Below are 17,685 nucleotides of genomic sequence, written 5' to 3' on the forward strand. Positions count from 1 at the left end.
AAATGAAAGAGGAGTGAATAAATAATGGACTTTACAGAAACGACCATTGATAGAACAGTTATTTATAATGGGAAAATTATAGACCTAGAACTTCATGAAGTGGAATTACCGAATGGCAAAAGAGCCAAACGTGAACTTATTTATCATAATGGTGCCGTAGCAGTATGTGCGGTGACCCCTGAGAATGAAGTTTTATTAGTTAAACAATATCGCAAGCCAATTGAGCAACCTTTATTAGAAATTCCAGCTGGTAAATTAGAACAAGGAGAGCAACTTGAAAGTGCAGCTAAAAGAGAATTGTCTGAAGAGACAGGGTATGTTGCTGAACATCTTGTGCATATAACGGATATGTATGGTTCTCCTGGCTTTTCAAATGAAAAATTATCTATCTACTTTACTAACAAATTATCACCTGGCAAGATGCATTTAGACGATGATGAATTTGTCGAATTACATAAAATACCTTTAACAGAGATAAGCCAACGATTAGCAACTAATGAAATCACCGATGCAAAAACAATCATCGCACTACAATATTTACTACTACATTATAATAATTCTAAATAATAAGCAGTCTTACTTGCGTTTTATTGATAATACTGGTACTTTATAAATGAGAATTTTATCAGTATAGATTAAAATGATTATAATTTTTAGTAGAGGGGTGAAGCTTCCGTGGAAGACCGTTTAAATCGCGTGAAGCAACAATTACAACAATCTTCATATAAATTAACACCTCAACGTGAAGCAACAGTGAGCGTTTTAATTGAAAATGAAAAGGACCATTTAAGTGCAGAAGATGTATATTTGAAGGTAAAGGATCGTGCTCCAGAAATTGGGTTAGCCACTGTCTATCGTACGTTAGAATTATTAGCAGAATTAAAAGTAGTAGACAAGATTAATTTTGGTGACGGCGTTGCCCGCTTCGATTTAAGAAAAGAAGGTGCTAAACATTTTCATCATCATTTAGTTTGTATGGAGTGTGGTCGTGTTGATGAAATTGAAGAAGATTTATTACCACAAGTCGAAGAACGTGTGGAAACTGAATTTAATTTTAAAATTTTAGATCATCGCTTAACATTTCATGGCATATGTGCTGAATGTCAAGCTAAAGGTAAAGGAGATAACAAATCCTCTTAAAGACACTTTGTTACATCCCGTTTTAAAGAGGTTATGACATGAATACAATCATAGAAGAATATTTAAAATTTATTCAAATTGAAAAGGGATTAAGTCCAAATACGATTGGTGCCTATCGTAGAGATTTAGATAAATATAAACTTTATCTTGAAACACGACATATTGAACATATCGACTTTATAGACCGTCAAACGATACAAGAGTGTTTAGGTTACTTAATTGATCAAGGAAGTTCGGCTAAATCGTTAGCTCGTTTTATTTCAACTATTAGAAGTTTTCATCAATTTGCATTACGAGAAAAGTATGCCGCAAAAGATCCAACTGTATTACTTGAAACACCGAAATACGAGAAAAAATTACCTGATGTTCTTGAAATAGATGAAGTTGTACGTTTATTAGAAGCGCCAGATTTATCTAAAAAAAATGGCTATAGAGATCGCACAATTCTTGAATTAATGTATGCAACTGGTATGCGTGTTTCCGAACTCGTGCATATTGAAATAGAAAACATTAATGTCATAATGGGCTTTGTACGTGTGTTTGGTAAAGGTGATAAAGAACGCATTATTCCATTAGGTGATACTGTCATAGATTATTTAAAGACTTATATGAAAGAGATTCGACCACAATTGCTTAAAAGCACGGTTACGAATGTATTGTTTTTAAATATGCATGGTAAACCATTATCTCGACAAGGTATTTGGAAAATGATTAAACAATATGGCATAAAATCAAATATTACGAAAACATTAACGCCACATACTTTAAGACATTCATTTGCAACACATTTATTAGAAAACGGTGCTGATTTAAGAGCAGTTCAAGAAATGCTTGGACATTCAGACATATCAACTACGCAATTATATACTCATGTTTCTAAAGCACAAATCAGGCAAATATATAATCAATATCATCCAAGGGCATAATAAAGATTAATGTCAGTCACTAAAATCTTTATTATGACTCTTTTTCTTTTTAGCTAATATTCTAGCTTGGTTTACAGCAGAGCGATCTCTTAATTTATGGTGATGAATAATATAGTCATCGGTTAACGTTTCTGGTTCAAAGAAATAATCTGAATGAAAACGTTTGACGATTAATTCTGCTTCAGACGTCATAGGCAAATAGATAGGAATAAACTCATGCTGCTTTGTAACCTGATAAATTTTCTCTTCTATTAGCTGTTGGTATGCTTCAATGTTTAATGGTAATTGATGTGTTTCTACCGCATTGCATATCGTAACTAGTGCTTTTTTATAACTTTTTAAAGCACCTTTATAATTATGTCGTCTATGGTGATATGAAGCTGTTGTAAATAAGATTAAACTCACAATAGCATCTTGCTTTGAATATGATGGTTGCTCTTTCCATGCATCTTCTAAAATATCATGACATAAAAAGTAATGTTGATGTCTGTGAAATTGATAAAAAAATTCAATAAGTGCTTTTTCCAAATAAATACATCCTTCATTTTAAATATATCTACTATTCATGCTATAATATTTTTGATAAATATGCACAATAGATGCAATATGAGGTAGATAAAAATGTATGAAGTAAAATTAGACGCTTTTAGCGGTCCACTCGATTTATTGCTCCATTTAATTCAGAAATATGAAATAGATGTTTATGACATTCCAATGAAAACATTAACTGAGCAATATATGCAATATGTACATACGATGAAGCGTCTAGAAATTAATATTGCTAGTGAATATCTCGTTATGGCTTCTGAACTCTTAATGATTAAAAGTAAATTACTTCTACCTCAATCAGATGATCATGTAGAATTTGAAGAAGATCCACGTGAAGATTTAGTAGGTAGACTAATTGAATATCAAAACTATAAAGAATATACAGAAATACTTGATAGTATGAAAGCAGAACGAGATCTCTACTTTACAAAACATCCGACAGATTTATCTCATTTAGAAACTAATGAAAGTTGGGATAAATCAAACACCATTGATTTGACAGAACTGATTGTTGCTTATCAAAGAGTGAAAAATCGCGTTGAGTATCACACACCAAAAACTGTAGAAATCAGTAAAGAAACATTCACTATTGAAGAAGCAACAGAAATTGTAACGACAAGATTACGTACACAAACAGCGTTTAATTTTTTCAGCTTATTTACTTTTCATGAACCAATTGAACAAGTCGTTACGCATTTTCTTGCTATTTTAGAAATGTCTAAGGCTGGCATAATAAACATAAGTCAAAAGCAAAATTTTGATGATATTGATATTGTAAGGGGAGTGAATTATCAAGTTGGATAAACAAGCAATCTTAGAGGCATTATTATATACAGCTGGCGATGAAGGTATTGACACAAAACAATTACTAGAGATACTGGACATTACTAAACCACAATTGATTGAATTAATCGATAATTATTCATCTCAAGGACTAGAAATTCATCACTACGGTCAAACTTATGTATTAACTACAAAAAAAGATGCTGCTAATTATATTGAAAAACTCGTTCAACAAAAGTCAAATATGAAATTATCACAAGCTGCAATGGAAACGTTATCAATCGTTGCTTATAATCAACCTATTACACGTAGTGATATTGAATTAATACGAGGTATTAATTCAGATGGTGCTGTTAGAACATTAGTTGCTCGTGGTATGATTGAAGCTAAAGATGTTGAACATTCAAGAAGCCATCACTTGTATACAACTGAATTATTTTTAAATGTATTTGGATTAGAAACAATAGAAGATTTACCAACTACCGAAGAAGATGATGAAGAAATAGAAGATTTCTTTAGTCAATTAGTTAATCAAAAGGGAGAATGATTATGAGCAAAGAACTAGAGCGATTGCAAAAAAGAATTGCTAATAGTGGTTATACGTCTAGAAGAAAAGCTGAAACATTGATTACTGAAGGTAAAGTCAAAGTGAATGGAGAAGTTGTCACTGAACTTGGCACAAAAGTAAAACCATCAGATCAAGTTGAAGTAGAAGGAATCAAAATGGAACAAGAAGATAAAATATATATTCTGTTTCATAAACCAGCGCAAGTCATTACTAGTGTATCAGATGACCGTGGAAGAACAGTTGTGACTGACTATTTTAAAGACTTAGATACTAGAATATATCCTGTTGGTCGTTTAGATTACGATACATCCGGAGTATTACTACTAACAAATGATGGTGAGTTCACTAATCTTATGACCCATCCACGGTACCATATACCAAAAACATATGTTGCCAAACTCAAAGGTTACCTTATGCGCGAAGAAGTAAAAGCACTTGAAGCAGGAATAGAACTTGAAGATGGTTTAACTCAACCCGCTACTGTTAAAATTAAACGCCAAGATAAAGACAAAAATACAACGTTAGTTGAGATTACCATTAGTGAAGGACGAAATCGACAAGTACGTCGTATGTTTGAGCATTTTGGCCATAGCGTTAATAAATTAACACGTATACAATTCGGTTCACTAAATTTAAAAGGTCTTAACGCTGGAGAAGGACGCGTATTAACACCTCATGAAGTAAAAGTATTACGTCATCAAGCAGAAAACGGCAATTGGTAAGCGGTTACATGTAGTTTGCTGAAGTTAATTTTATGGTTATAAAATCATGCTAATTTTTTCACAATCAAATTTGAAATTAGAGATTTAACAATTACCATATGCTATAATAAACAAGAAAATAGCATGTGTAGGAGGTATATGAATTAATGAGTAAGGAAATACTTATCGTAGATGATGAAGACAGAATTAGAAGATTACTCAAATTATACTTAGAGAGAGAATCTTTTAACATTCATGAGGCTAGTGACGGCAAAGAAGCCTATGAATTAGCCATGGACCACAATTATGCATGCATACTTTTAGACTTAATGCTTCCTGAAATGGATGGAATCGAGGTCGCATCAAAACTACGGGAGCATAAAGATACACCTATCATTATGCTTACTGCTAAAGGCGAAGAAACTAACCGAGTTGAAGGATTCGAATCAGGTGCTGATGATTATATTGTTAAACCATTCTCTCCACGTGAAGTGGTCTTAAGAGTGAAAGCGCTATTAAGACGTACACAATCAACAAGCGCCGAACAAAGCGAGCCTCATGCGAGAGATATCATAGAATTTAATCATTTACTTATTGATAATGATGCGCATCGTGTATTAGCTGATAATCAACAAGTTAACTTAACACCCAAAGAATATGAACTACTAATATATTTAGCTAAAACACCAAACAAAGTATTTGATAGAGAACAATTACTTAAAGAAGTTTGGCATTATGAATTTTATGGTGACTTAAGAACTGTTGATACCCATGTTAAACGCTTAAGAGAAAAACTTAATCGTGTTTCAGAAGATGCAGCACAAATGATTCAAACAGTATGGGGTGTTGGCTACAAATTTGAAGTTAGAGCTAGCAATGAGCCGACTAAATAGTGTTGTAATAAAACTGTGGTTAACTATTATCTTTATAGTAACGACAGTTTTAATTTTATTAAGTGCTGCATTAATAACTTTTATTCAATACTATTATACTGAGCAAACAGAAAAATCAATTCGTGATGATGCCAAAAGAATCAGTCATGTTGTTGAAACATCTAAAAATAAAAAGTTAGCTATTGAACATAGCCAAAAACTGATTAGTGGTTCTGGTGGCGTTATTATTATGAAAGACAAGTCAACACATCATAATGCTAAAGAGTCACAATTAAATAATCAAATGTTGGCTGAGATTAATCAAAACGAACACTTTTCTCCAGTGTTTAATAAAGGTCAATCTGCAACTCAAAATGTAACATTAAAACATAATGACCATTCTCGTTCTTATATCTTACTGGGTTATCCTATGAAAGCTCAAAAGGGAAGTCACAGTCATTATAGTGGCGTCTTTATTTATCAGGATTTAAAATCCATAGAAGATACCAATAACGCTATTACGATTATTATTCTGATAACTGCAATTATTTTCCTAGGTATTTCAACTGTCTTCGCCTTTTTCCTATCTAATAGAATTACTAAACCACTTAGAAAGCTTAGAAATCAGGCTAAAAGTGTTTCTAAAGGGGATTATTCTCAAATTTCATCTGTAACAACTAAAGATGAAATTGGTGAACTATCTCGCGCATTAAACGACATGAGTTTCGAAATTCAGGAAAATGTTCAAGCACTATCAACCTCAAAAAATATTCGTGATAGTTTAATTAATTCAATGGCTGAAGGTGTTGTAGGTATCAATGATCATCGCGACATTATATTATCAAATAAAATGGCAGATGAAATTTTACCAACTATTGATCAATCTATGTATGAACGAATTGAAGACCAAATCGAAGATACTTTTACAAGTAAAGGCACAGAATTTCGAGAATACGATTTTGACACACGCTATTATGTCTTCATTATGAGTTACATTCCTCAGATTCAAGAAGATGGTCGCAGTGGAATTGTCGTTATTATTCGTGATATGACTAATGAGCATAACTTAGATCAAATGAAAAAAGATTTCATTGCTAATGTTTCTCATGAATTGCGTACACCTATTTCATTATTACAAGGATATACAGAATCAATTGTTGACGGTATCGTTACAGAACCAGAAGAAATTAAAGAGTCATTATCAATTGTCTTAGATGAAACAAATAGGCTCAATCGTTTAGTTAATGAATTACTCAATGTTGCAAGAATGAATGCTGAAGGGTTATCTGTTAATAAAGAGATACAACCTATTGCACCATTATTAAACAAAATACAAACAAAGTATAGACAACAAGCTAGTGATTTATCATTAAATATGTACTTAACTCCAGAAACTAATGACGCATTGTGGTACTACGATTCTGATCGAATCGATCAAGTGCTCACAAATCTTATTGATAATGCTACAAGATATACTCAACCTGGTGATACAATTTCTATTACTAGCGAAGATACTGATAAGTACAATGTGCTTCACATAAATGATACAGGCAGTGGTATTGCTCCTGAACATTTAAATCTTGTTTTTGATCGCTTTTACAAGGTTGAAGCATCCAGAACACGTGGCAAACAAGGAACCGGCTTAGGATTATTCATTTGTAAAATGATTATAGAAGAACATGGAGGTACGATTACTGTATCAAGTGTCGTTGGAGAGGGAACAACATTTACAATCAAGTTACCGAAGCCTTAATCTTCAGGCTTATTTATAAAATTTATCAAAGATAATATCACTGAATTCAGACAGGGACATAAACCCGCAAATAATAGCACAAAGATGATTTAAAATTAAAAATCGTCTTTGTGCTTTTTTATATTCAATACTTTGTATGATCGACTCGCATGCTTAGGAGACTACTTCAGCTTGCTTTGTTAGAAAAAACTGGTTTAGTCAGTTTTTTCTGTGCTGGACTTTGACTTAATATAAAAATAAGGACGAAGGCTATTTAAGCAGAGACGTTTATGAGCCGACCTGACCTTATATATAGTTAATATCAGTTAAAACATATTGAGATTAACTATGCACGATATATTGGCAGTAGTTGACTGAATTGAAAATATCCTTATACCAAGCTTTTTCCATCCTAGTCAACCTTTCCGATACGGAACTACGAAATCATAATGAATTCTGTCCCGCTCTCAATCATCATCTCTTACCGGGCAACTTTATTGCTTTGCGGCTAGTGTTGTCGTATGATTAATGACGTAAAATATTTTAAAATTCATCTTCGGGGTAGGGTGTAATTCCCAACCGGCAGTAAATAAAGCCTGCGACCTGCTTGTGTTCAACAAGCGGCTGATCTAGTGCGAATCTAGAGCCGACAGTATAGTCTGGATGGGAGAAGATGGAGGTTTATTTGTTGCGAACAATTTTCCTCCAATTCTTTGCAAGATGAATGGAAGGAGAAAACTACATATGCAACAAAATAAACGTCTAATAACCATCAGCATGTTAAGTGCCATTGGCTTTGTTTTGACTTTTTTAAAGTTTCCACTACCTTTTTTTCCGCCATACTTAACATTAGATTTCAGTGATGTCCCTACATTGTTAGCAACTTTTTCAATGGGTCCTATAGCAGGTATTATAGTAGCATTTATTAAAAATTTGCTTAATTTTTTCTTTAATATGGGAGACCCAGTAGGTCCTGTGGCTAATTTCTTAGCCGGTATAAGTTTCTTACTTACAGCATATTATGTTAATAAAAGAGGACATGTTGCTAATAAAGCAATGATAACTGCATTAGTCATGGCTACATTAGTTATGACCATTGTACTTAGTATTTTAAATTATTTCGTATTGTTACCACTATATGGCATGATTTTCAACTTAGCAGATATTGTAAAAAATATAAAAATCATTATCGTCTCTGGTATCATACCGTTTAATATTATCAAAGGGGCAATCATCTCAATCATATTTATACTTTTATATCGCAGAATTAAAAGCGTACTTAAATAATTAACAGGTAAATGAAACTTTTAAAAATACGCTTGTAAATACAAAGCAGGCAATGTTCCCATTTGAGAAATATTGCCTGCAATTATTATAATTAATTTTTTGCTTTAACTACTAATCTACTATATATAAAATAGCTATGTGCTATTCGAATTTTAAAGCATCACCATCAAAAGGTTCTTCTTCTATTTTGATGGAATCAGTTGGACAACCTTCTAAGGCATCTTCCATATCTTCATATAACTCTTCTGGCACTTCGGCAGTACCTTGGTTATCATCAAGGATTACGAAAGCAATACCTTCATCGTCATAATCATAAATATCTGGAGCGGCCGCACCACATGCACCACATGCAATACACGTATCCATATCAACGATTGTATATTTAGCCATTTTCATTCGCCTCCTTTGATAAACATGCTACACTAGTATAACAAATACTCATGTATACATCGAAAAAACTTTTTATTAATTTATCAGTTTCATAAGAGCGAGGGTCGAGATTGAAAGATATTATACTTTATTCTAAACAACATTCATTCACTTATAAAACAAATAAAAGCATTTTTAATTTATTAACAGGCAAAAAAACACATCAAACCTTTTTTGACGCCTGCAGTCAACAACTTTTATCATTATATCACAGTTTACCCAATTTAAAATATCCGTCTTTCGAGCGATTTATGGCACAAAATGTTAACAATGGCATGACGATAAAAGTTCATCCAAGATATACGTATGATAGTTTAGTACATACTTTCAATTGTATTCAATTACTTATTCAAACGTTGTCAAACACGCAACAAAATGTCTATTCATTTATACCTATTTCACAGCATGGCCTTATCCAAAGAAAAGTTAAACAAATCTACTACTATATAAAAAAAGAAGATAAGGATAGCGCATTTATCACTGAGCTAAATCAATTATTTAAAGCTCTATATACAAATAATAACAATTATTGTTGTCTACATTATTATTTACAAGGCTATGAAGAACCAATGTATACCCGCCAACAAATCAGTTTGATTGAAAGTATACCTGAACAGCATTTATTTAACCTAGAAATGAATGAACTTGTAACACTAATGTATGAACTAGAAATAGAATATCGTTATCCAATACTTAGTCAATGTATCATTAAACCGTCATTATTACATAAAACACACATAACCCAACAACAATTAAAACAACGTTTTTCAATGACGCAAATTGCTCAAAAACAACACGTCAAACTGAATACAATCGAAGATCATATACTAGAGTTATTTATTAAAGGTTATATCACTCATTATTTTGATTTCATATCTGAAGACGGTTTCCATCAATTTAATGAATTTTATAACAAACATCGTGGAGAGCGATTAAAAGCATATAAACAGGCCTTCCCAAACTTGTCTTATTTTGAAATAAAACTAATGATTGTTGGAATTGAAAGAGGTGAGCTTATTGCTAGAGGATAAATTAAAATCCTGGTTTGGTTTTGATAACTTTAAAGCAGGACAAAAGGAAATTATTAAAAGTGTATTAGATTCAAATCATACATTGGGCATTTTACCGACTGGTAGCGGTAAAAGTCTATGTTATCAAATGGCTACTTATGAATTACAGCAATCAACTTTAATTATTTCCCCGCTTATTTCTTTGATGGACGATCAGGTTGCACAATTAAAAATGAGTGGAGAACAGTCTGTTGCATACATTCATTCAGGTATGGATGATAATGAAAAAAACTGGAATATGAAACGCTTAGCGAAGAGTCGCTTTATATTTTTAAGTCCTGAATTTATATTACAACCTCAAAACTTCAAACTAATTTCAACTATCGATTTTGGTCTTATTGTACTAGATGAAGCACATTGTATCTCTGAATGGGGATATGACTTCAGACCGCATTATGCGCTTATTAGTAAAATAACCAACTATTATAAAAATGCTACCATCCTTGCGCTAACTGCTACTGCTCCGCCACATTTGGAACAGGATTTAAATCAGCTGTTAAATGTGTCATTTCATGTTATCAAAACACATATGAATAGACCTAATATTAGTTTTCAGCACATTAACTTTAGAAATGATCAAGAAAAAATGAATTGGTTAATGCACTATATAGAACAATCTGGTCCAACAATTATTTATGTTTCGTCTAAAAAAATGTGTGTTGAATTAGCCAAGACTATATATAAACATGGGTATTTAACAGGGATATACCATGGTGATTTATCTTATCAAGAACGACAAACCGTCCAACAACAATTTATCAATAATGATATACCAGTCATTGTAGCAACTAGTGCATTTGGTATGGGAGTCAATAAAAAGGATATTCGCACGGTTATTCATTTTCATCTATCTACCAGTCCGTCTAGTTATCTACAAGAAATAGGAAGAGCCGGGCGTGATCAGCAACCGAGCCAAGCAATTAGCCTATTTCAACCGGATGATCGCTATTTATTAGAAACCATCCTTTTTGCAGATATGATTTTACCTTATGATATTGACTGCTACGAACTTGGTGCAAACATTGAGCCATTGAAGCAAGATATATTAGAAATCTTACATTCTCATTTCACTTATGCACAACTTAAACAGATTTTCCAAATAGCACAAGAGAGAAAACAACTCGCACTTAATCGTATGCTTAGTTATAGCCAACTTGATCAATGTCGTCGAAAATACTTATTAGAATTTTTTGGAGAAGTCCCTGATATTCCATCTATATGTTGTGACCATGATACTGATATAAAACCGCTTAAAATTTATAATCGAAAAAAGGTCAAACGTCAAATGTCTTATGAAGATAAACTTAAAAATTTATTTCTTAGCTAAGTACTTCCTTTGCTATAAATATTTAGTAACGCTATAATTATTGTAATAAATTGTATTTATAAGTACATATTATAAATTTTCTTGGGTAAACTATAACTAACAATAATTAATTCGCAGTAGAGAAAGGATGATGAGTGTGTCTAATAATTTTAAAGATGATTTTGAAAAAAACCGTCAATCAATTGACACGAATCAGCACGAAGATAAATCAGAACACCACACAGAAGAACACACAACAAATGAAAAGGAGCAAGTACAAGAAAATTTAGACAACAACCAACAATTTCCACCCCGAAATGCACAACGTCGTCAACGTAAACGTCAGCGGAACACCAAAAGCAATCAAGATAAACAAGTTCATAACTATAATGAAAAAGACAATCAAAACCATCAAACGGAAGATGAAAGACAACCATCACATGATTCAACTAAACCGCAACAAGAAGCAAAGCCAACAGAACACAAAAATGCGAATTCTCAGAACCGTAAAGGTGCGGCCAGTGCAAGTGTTGGCGCAGCAAGTCATGATAATAAGGAATCAGTAAGCAATAGACACGATACTCGAAATACTGGCGAACAACAAAGCAACAAACAAAACAATCAAAGTACTCAAAATGAATCTAAGCAAGCAATAGCAGATGATGATCAAGCGCAAAATAATCCAGAAAAAAAGTCGTCTAAATTAGACAAAACAACAGCTGCAGGCGTTGGAGCTGCTGGAACCGCTGGAATAGGTGCAGCAGCAAATCATAACAATAAAAATAACAATGATGATTCTACCCAACAAGAAAATAAACAGAGATCAACCCAAAATGATAAGAAAAAGGCTGCAGGTAGTGGTACAGCAGGTGCAGCTGGAGCAGCAAGTCAAAACAATCATTACAACAATACGAACAGACCGGAGCATCATGATGATAAGGAATCGAACAAACGTGGAATTAAAGGCTTATTGTTGCCATTATTAGCTTTATTGCTTGTGCTTGCCGCGCTAGCTATCTTTTTAGGTATGTATTTGAATAAAGATCACGGTGATAATCAAGCAGATGACAATCAAAAAGTAGCACAACAAGATAAGAAAGATAAAGCTAGTAACAATGATAAAAGCAACAAAGAAAAATCAGATAGTAAAGATAAAAAAGATGATAATAGTAGTAACAATGCATCAAATGATGACAACAATTCTGAAGCAAACTCTGATAACGCATCAGCTAATAATTCAAACGGTGTAAATAATCAAGCTAACAATCAAAATGCGCAACAACAACAAAACGGAGCGTCACAGTCAAATAGCGCACAAGGCCAACAAACGCATACCGTTGTTGGTAACCAAAATCTTTATCGTATCGCCATTCAATATTATGGTAATGGTTCTCCAGAAAATGTTAATAAAATAAAAGCCGCAAACGGCTTAACAAGTAATAACATTTCTAATGGACAACATTTAGTTATACCAAGATAAGACAAATAAATAACCAAAACGATACGTCTAAAAAAGGTACCTTCAAAAATATAACCATATAAAAATATATATTGACAGTAATTGACTGGATTGAAAATACGCTTATAATAAGCTCATTCCAACCCTAGTCAACCTTACCGGGGCGGGACAGAATTCATTATGAATTCATAGTCCCGCTCTTTTTTAATCATATTCATTGCTAAATCTCTTTTAAATACATCAAACAATTTTATTTAGAAATAAGAAACCAACTGCTATAATAATTAAGGGATTAAAGGAGGCCATAAAAATGCAAAGTTATGAAAGTATTATTATTGGAGGAGGCCCATGTGGTTTAAGTGCAGCTATAGAACAAAAAAAGAAAAGTATTGAAACCTTAGTCATTGAAAAAGGTAATGTTGTTGATTCAATATACAAATATCCTACACATCAAACATTCTTTTCTTCAAGTGACAAACTAAGTATAGGTGATATTCCATTTATTGTTGAAGAAAGTAAACCGCATCGTAATCAAGCACTCGTATACTACCGTGAAGTAGTCAAACACCATCAATTAAATGTACACGCCTTTGAAGAAGTTTTAACGGTTAAAAAAATTGACAATAAATTTACTATAACGACTACTAAAGATGTATATCAATGTAAATTCTTAACTGTCGCTACAGGATACTATGGTCAGCATAATCAATTAGAAGCTGAAGGTGCAAATTTAGCTAAAGTTTTTTACTATTTTAAAGAAGCACATCCATATTTTGATCAAAATGTTGTGGTCATTGGCGGTAAAAATTCTGCTGTTGATGCTGCACTGGAATTAGAAAAAGCAGGTGCTAATGTTACCGTATTATATAGAGGAGACCGTTATTCAGCCGCTATTAAACCGTGGATTTTGCCAAACTTCGAATCATTGGTTAATCATGAGAAAATAAAGATGGAATTTAATGCAACAGTAGAAAAGATTAGCGAAACTACCGTTACATATAAAAAAGATGGTAAGCTTATCGAAATACCAAATGACTATGTTTTTGCTATGATTGGATATCATCCTGATTATGACTTTTTAGAGTCAATCGGAATTGAAATTAATACAAACGAATATGGCACTGCACCAGTCCATAATAAAGAAACTTATGAAACAAATGTAGAAAACTGTTATATTGCAGGGGTCATCACTGCTGGAAATGACAATAATTCGATTTTTATTGAAAACGGAAAATACCATGGTGGCGTCATTACACAAAGCATTTTAACTAAAAAGCAAACACCTTTAGAGACTTAACCATTTATAAATACAACATAATAAAAAAAGCTATGAAGAAATTTTATACTCATTGATTTCTTCATAGCTTTTTTTATTTTAGAGAAGACTAGACCTATATTTTTTCCTTTTGAAACCCCAATTTAATTTATATTTTTTCTTTCAATAGTTTAAGTTAAATTTTTGACGTTTATTAGTCATAACTCATATTTTTATCTATAATCTTATATTTTATTTACACTAATGAATATTTTGTAGTTTAATATACAATTTAATAATTTTTGTTCATTGAAATTATTCATACTAAGCGTAACATGGTTTCTATACAAGTTGTCTATAAATAGTCGAGTTGTATAGAAGTTTAAAAATTGGAGGCGTTTATTTATGGTTAAACGTAGTGGATATATAGACATTCATCATCATATTATTCCCGAAATTTATTTAAAAGCATTAAATGATAGTGGCATCGATAAAGCTGGTGGACTTAAAATAAAAAAATGGGAACCCCAAGATAGCATTGAGATGATGGATCGGTTAGGTATCGAGGCGGGTATTACTTCTATTTCTGATCCTGCTCTTGAACCATTAGATCTAGAAAAAAGGAAAGACGTAGCAAGAAATATTAACGAACTTCAAGCAAAACTCATCAATGATTATCCAAATCGTTTTGGAGCATTCGCTACTTTACCACTTCCTGACGTTGAAGGCGCTATAGAAGAGGCAATTTATGCTTTAGATACGCTGAAATTAGATGGTGTGGCATTGTTGTCAAACTATAGTGAATCATTTTTAGGAGATCCTGAATTTGAGGATTTAATGAGAGTTTTAAATGACAGACAAGCAGTTCTCTTTATTCATCCAAGTACACCGCCAGATTATGTACCCCGACCAAAATACATGCCAGTCGACTTTATGGCTGAGTTTACATTTAATACTACACGAGCAGCTGCTAATCTGATTTTGAGTGGAACGATGGACCGATATCCTAATATTAAAATTATTTTAGCTCATGCAGGTGGCACACTTCCATATCTAACATGGCGAATTAATCAATGTTACGAACTTATTAAACAAACAATGGATAATAGTAAATATGTAACTCTTTCTAAATCACCTGAAGACTATATAAGTGATTTTTATTACGATACTGCGTTATCAACACAGTTAGCAACATTCAAAGCATTAGATGAGACAACAACAGATGATCATATTCTATTTGGTAGTGACGCCCACTATGCACCTGAAAAAATTGACAAATTAATGATTAACACTATAGAAAATGATGCTAATTTTAACCCTCAAAAGATTGAAGATGTTAAAAGAAATAATGCACTCACATTATTCCCAAGATTTAAAGATAGTTTTTAGTTAATGTTAATACTAGCGCAGGAGGGAACAGGACAGCGTTCATTATGAATTCGTAGTCCCGCCCCGGCAAAGGTTGACTAGAATTGAAAAAGGTTGGTATCAGCGTATTTTCAATCCCGTCAACTACTGCCAGTATTTAGTTGATAGCCTAAAACATAATAATATCCCGGATCTACTACGCATATAAAATAATTATATTTCCATATTTAATTCTAATTATTCATTGTTTAAAATAATTAACTACATAAAGTATTCTAACTAGACTTATCAACCTTATTTATTATTAAACATTAAAAATTGAAATAACTATTCAATTGTTTAAGTGTTAATTGATTACTCAAGCCAACTAATAATTTTAATCTCGCTTTAGGCCCATTCAATCCATTTGAAAAAATGCAACCTCTCGATTCTAAATCATAACCACCGCCTTCATAAGCATAAGTCGGACTTACAATACCATTGAATGAACGAGAAACAATTATTACAGGGATTTGCTGTTGTATACAACGTTCTAATCCAGCTAAACATGTTGTTGGTAAATTTCCTTGTCCTAACGCTTCTATAACAATGCCATCAACTTGTTGCTGAGCATAAAAGTTAAAAATATCACTACTTATTCCTAAATACGCTTTAATCAAAGGTACTACAAGGTCGGCATTCACTTTTGAGTATACAGTCTGCTGATATGGACGGTGATGGAACTGAACATTATCTTTTGTTAAGACACCTAATGGGCCATGATTAGGACTTTGAAAAGTATTGATATTAGACGTGTGCGTTTTTGTTACGTTACGTGCAGTATGAATTTCATCATTAAACACAACCATTACACCTTTATTCTGCGCCTCTTTAGACGTTGCAACCCTAATGGCACTTATAAAATTATATAAGCCATCCGAACCAATTTCATTTGAGGAACGCATTGCACCCGTAATGACAATTGGAGCCTCAATGCTAATAATTAAATCCAGTAAAAAAGCTGTTTCTTCTAAAGTATCTGTACCATGAGTTATAACGAATCCATCATATTCATTATTGATATTTGCAGATTCAATAATATCTTTTAACTGAATAATATGTTCAATAGTTATTTGTGGGGAGGGCACATTAAAAGGATGTACCTCTTGGATGTCAGCATATTGCTGTATCAATGATTCATGTTGAGAAATTGGATTATTCTTGTTAGTTATCACTTTATTTAAGTGATTTTGTGACATACTAATCGTTCCGCCTGTATGAATGACAAGTAACTTTTTCATATGTGTCCTCCTAGTTATCATTTACATATTTATGATAAAATATTATAAATAAAACAACAAGGTAGGTAATTTAATAATGGCTTCAATTAATATTGCGTTGGATGGACCAGCAGCAGCAGGAAAAAGCACGATTGCAAAGCGTGTTGCAACTCAATTAAAAATGATATATGTGGATACTGGTGCGATGTATCGGGCATTAACATATAAATATTTAAAACTAAATAAAACGGAAGACTTCGAAGATTTAATCCAACATACAACCTTGCAGCTTACATATGACCCTGAAAAAGGCCAACGCATCCTTCTTGATGACGAAGATGTTACAGATTTTTTGCGTGATAACGAAGTCACGAGTCACGTGTCATATGTCGCATCAAAGGCACCAATTCGAAAATTCGCAGTTAAAATCCAACAAAAACTTGCACATCAAAAAGGGATTGTTATGGATGGTAGAGACATTGGTACCGTAGTTCTACCTGATGCAGAACTTAAAGTGTATATGATAGCTTCCGTTGAAGAGCGTGCTGAACGTCGTCAAAAAGATAATGAACAACGCGGCATTGAATCTAATATCGAACAATTAAAGATTGATATTGCTGAACGTGATCAATATGACATGAACCGAGAAATTTCACCACTAAAAAAAGCTACAGATGCCATTACATTAGATACAACAGGAAAATCAATCGAAGAAGTTACAGATGAAATTTTAAATTTGGTAGACAAAATTAAATAATGTTACTAGCAACTATGATTAACGTTTAAAATCATAGTTGCTTTTCTTTTATCAAAAGTACATTAAGGCATATAATAAAGTTGTATATATTACGTGTATATATCAATTAAAGACCTAAAAATTACTTTTTAAATTCTTGAATATTCAATAATCTTTTTCATTACTTTTTTCAAGAAGCTCTGACAAGTTTATGTTTCATGATTCGCATGAGAAGGAATTTCTTG

18 protein-coding genes and 1 riboswitch are annotated in these 17,685 nt (G+C 32.5%); of the genes, 15 read left to right on the forward strand and 3 right to left on the reverse strand.

The annotated features are described in order from the left end of the window. The first annotated feature begins 24 nt into the window (after nt 1-24). The 3 genes from CD041_RS02475 (at nt 25) to xerD (ending at nt 2,066) form a co-directional block, all read left to right on the forward strand. Nucleotides 25-567 carry an NUDIX hydrolase gene (locus CD041_RS02475; RefSeq protein WP_070648506.1) on the forward strand — a complete coding sequence of 181 codons (543 nt, stop codon included), beginning with the start codon at nt 25-27 and terminating at the stop codon, nt 565-567. A 108-nt stretch (nt 568-675) separates the two neighbouring features. Then, nucleotides 676-1,140: a ferric iron uptake transcriptional regulator gene (gene fur, locus CD041_RS02480; protein WP_002459058.1), complete on the forward strand. Its 465-nt coding sequence runs from the start codon at nt 676-678 to the stop codon at nt 1,138-1,140. Nucleotides 1,141-1,178: 38 nt separating this feature from the next. Then, nucleotides 1,179-2,066, forward strand: coding sequence for a site-specific tyrosine recombinase XerD (gene xerD / locus CD041_RS02485; protein ID WP_002478160.1), 888 nt, complete (start codon nt 1,179-1,181; stop codon nt 2,064-2,066). A 12-nt stretch (nt 2,067-2,078) separates the two neighbouring features. On the opposite strand, the gene CD041_RS02490 is transcribed toward xerD, so the two are convergent. Then, entirely contained in the window at nt 2,079-2,594 is a 516-nt protein-coding gene (locus CD041_RS02490; RefSeq protein ID WP_002478161.1) for a DUF309 domain-containing protein, read from the reverse strand. 93 nt (nt 2,595-2,687) lie between these two features. Between CD041_RS02490 and CD041_RS02495 the strand changes: the two genes are divergently transcribed. The 6 genes from CD041_RS02495 to CD041_RS02520 all read left to right on the forward strand — a co-directional run bounded on the left by CD041_RS02495 (nt 2,688) and on the right by CD041_RS02520 (nt 8,558). After that, nucleotides 2,688-3,419: a segregation and condensation protein A gene (locus tag CD041_RS02495; RefSeq protein WP_002459061.1), complete on the forward strand. Its 732-nt coding sequence runs from the start codon at nt 2,688-2,690 to the stop codon at nt 3,417-3,419. Then, entirely contained in the window at nt 3,412-3,945 is a 534-nt protein-coding gene (gene scpB, locus CD041_RS02500) for an SMC-Scp complex subunit ScpB (protein WP_070648508.1), read from the forward strand. Before CD041_RS02495 ends, scpB begins: the two co-directional genes overlap by 8 nt. 2 nt (nt 3,946-3,947) lie before the next feature. After that, a complete protein-coding gene (locus tag CD041_RS02505) occupies nt 3,948-4,688 on the forward strand; it encodes a pseudouridine synthase (protein ID WP_070648510.1) in 741 nt (246 codons plus the stop codon). A gap of 146 nt (nt 4,689-4,834) precedes the next feature. Continuing rightward, entirely contained in the window at nt 4,835-5,560 is a 726-nt protein-coding gene (locus tag CD041_RS02510) for a response regulator transcription factor (RefSeq protein WP_080606573.1), read from the forward strand. Further along, nucleotides 5,544-7,292: an ATP-binding protein gene (locus tag CD041_RS02515; RefSeq protein WP_070648512.1), complete on the forward strand. Its 1,749-nt coding sequence runs from the start codon at nt 5,544-5,546 to the stop codon at nt 7,290-7,292. The genes CD041_RS02510 and CD041_RS02515 overlap by 17 nt, the downstream gene beginning before the upstream one ends. A 527-nt stretch (nt 7,293-7,819) precedes the next feature. Beyond that, a riboswitch (FMN riboswitch) is annotated at nt 7,820-7,950 on the forward strand. 65 nt (nt 7,951-8,015) lie between these two features. After that, nucleotides 8,016-8,558, forward strand: a complete 543-nt coding sequence (locus CD041_RS02520; protein WP_002478165.1) for an ECF transporter S component — start codon at nt 8,016-8,018, stop codon at nt 8,556-8,558. Nucleotides 8,559-8,699: 141 nt separating this feature from the next. Here CD041_RS02520 and CD041_RS02525 read toward each other — a convergent pair whose 3' ends face one another. Beyond that, nucleotides 8,700-8,948 (reverse strand): ferredoxin, encoded by a 249-nt coding sequence (locus tag CD041_RS02525; protein WP_002449743.1) that lies wholly within the window; start codon nt 8,946-8,948, stop codon nt 8,700-8,702. A gap of 110 nt (nt 8,949-9,058) precedes the next feature. On the opposite strand from CD041_RS02525, the gene CD041_RS02530 reads away from it, so the two are divergent. The 5 genes from CD041_RS02530 (at nt 9,059) to CD041_RS02550 (ending at nt 15,466) form a co-directional block, all read left to right on the forward strand. Further along, nucleotides 9,059-10,018 (forward strand): YpbB family protein, encoded by a 960-nt coding sequence (locus CD041_RS02530; RefSeq protein WP_037544342.1) that lies wholly within the window; start codon nt 9,059-9,061, stop codon nt 10,016-10,018. Next, nucleotides 10,005-11,384 carry a RecQ family ATP-dependent DNA helicase gene (locus CD041_RS02535; protein WP_002459069.1) on the forward strand — a complete coding sequence of 460 codons (1,380 nt, stop codon included), beginning with the start codon at nt 10,005-10,007 and terminating at the stop codon, nt 11,382-11,384. The genes CD041_RS02530 and CD041_RS02535 overlap by 14 nt, the downstream gene beginning before the upstream one ends. Nucleotides 11,385-11,514: 130 nt before the next feature. Further along, a complete protein-coding gene (ebpS, locus tag CD041_RS02540; protein WP_225306456.1) occupies nt 11,515-12,843 on the forward strand; it encodes an elastin-binding protein EbpS in 1,329 nt (442 codons plus the stop codon). 289 nt (nt 12,844-13,132) lie between these two features. After that, complete coding sequence (gene ypdA, locus CD041_RS02545; protein WP_070648516.1) at nt 13,133-14,119, forward strand: bacillithiol disulfide reductase YpdA; 987 nt, start codon at nt 13,133-13,135, stop codon at nt 14,117-14,119. 363 nt (nt 14,120-14,482) lie between these two features. Further along, nucleotides 14,483-15,466: an amidohydrolase family protein gene (locus tag CD041_RS02550; protein WP_070648518.1), complete on the forward strand. Its 984-nt coding sequence runs from the start codon at nt 14,483-14,485 to the stop codon at nt 15,464-15,466. A gap of 290 nt (nt 15,467-15,756) precedes the next feature. Here the strand turns inward: CD041_RS02550 and CD041_RS02555 are convergent, their stop codons facing one another. Then, nucleotides 15,757-16,725 carry an asparaginase gene (locus CD041_RS02555; protein WP_002459073.1) on the reverse strand — a complete coding sequence of 323 codons (969 nt, stop codon included), beginning with the start codon at nt 16,723-16,725 and terminating at the stop codon, nt 15,757-15,759. Between the two features lie 76 nt (nt 16,726-16,801). Here CD041_RS02555 and cmk point away from each other — a divergent pair, with 76 nt between their 5' ends. Next, a complete protein-coding gene (cmk, locus tag CD041_RS02560; RefSeq protein ID WP_002459074.1) occupies nt 16,802-17,461 on the forward strand; it encodes a (d)CMP kinase in 660 nt (219 codons plus the stop codon). Nucleotides 17,462-17,685 lie beyond the last annotated feature (224 nt).

The sequence above is a fragment of the Staphylococcus lugdunensis genome (genome assembly GCF_002901705.1).
Lineage (GTDB): Bacteria > Bacillota > Bacilli > Staphylococcales > Staphylococcaceae > Staphylococcus > Staphylococcus lugdunensis.

Coding starts and splice junctions, on each gene's coding strand:
- CD041_RS02475 (WP_070648506.1), top strand. CDS start 25: ATGGACTTTACAGAAACGACCATTGATAGAACAGTTATTTATAATGGG.
- xerD (WP_002478160.1), top strand. CDS start 1,179: ATGAATACAATCATAGAAGAATATTTAAAATTTATTCAAATTGAAAAG.
- CD041_RS02495 (WP_002459061.1), top strand. CDS start 2,688: ATGTATGAAGTAAAATTAGACGCTTTTAGCGGTCCACTCGATTTATTG.
- CD041_RS02505 (WP_070648510.1), top strand. CDS start 3,948: ATGAGCAAAGAACTAGAGCGATTGCAAAAAAGAATTGCTAATAGTGGT.
- CD041_RS02510 (WP_080606573.1), top strand. CDS start 4,835: ATGAGTAAGGAAATACTTATCGTAGATGATGAAGACAGAATTAGAAGA.
- CD041_RS02515 (WP_070648512.1), top strand. CDS start 5,544: ATGAGCCGACTAAATAGTGTTGTAATAAAACTGTGGTTAACTATTATC.
- CD041_RS02520 (WP_002478165.1), top strand. CDS start 8,016: ATGCAACAAAATAAACGTCTAATAACCATCAGCATGTTAAGTGCCATT.
- CD041_RS02525 (WP_002449743.1), bottom strand. CDS start 8,948: ATGGCTAAATATACAATCGTTGATATGGATACGTGTATTGCATGTGGT.
- ebpS (WP_225306456.1), top strand. CDS start 11,515: ATGAGTGTGTCTAATAATTTTAAAGATGATTTTGAAAAAAACCGTCAA.
- ypdA (WP_070648516.1), top strand. CDS start 13,133: ATGCAAAGTTATGAAAGTATTATTATTGGAGGAGGCCCATGTGGTTTA.
- CD041_RS02550 (WP_070648518.1), top strand. CDS start 14,483: ATGGTTAAACGTAGTGGATATATAGACATTCATCATCATATTATTCCC.
- CD041_RS02555 (WP_002459073.1), bottom strand. CDS start 16,725: ATGAAAAAGTTACTTGTCATTCATACAGGCGGAACGATTAGTATGTCA.
- cmk (WP_002459074.1), top strand. CDS start 16,802: ATGGCTTCAATTAATATTGCGTTGGATGGACCAGCAGCAGCAGGAAAA.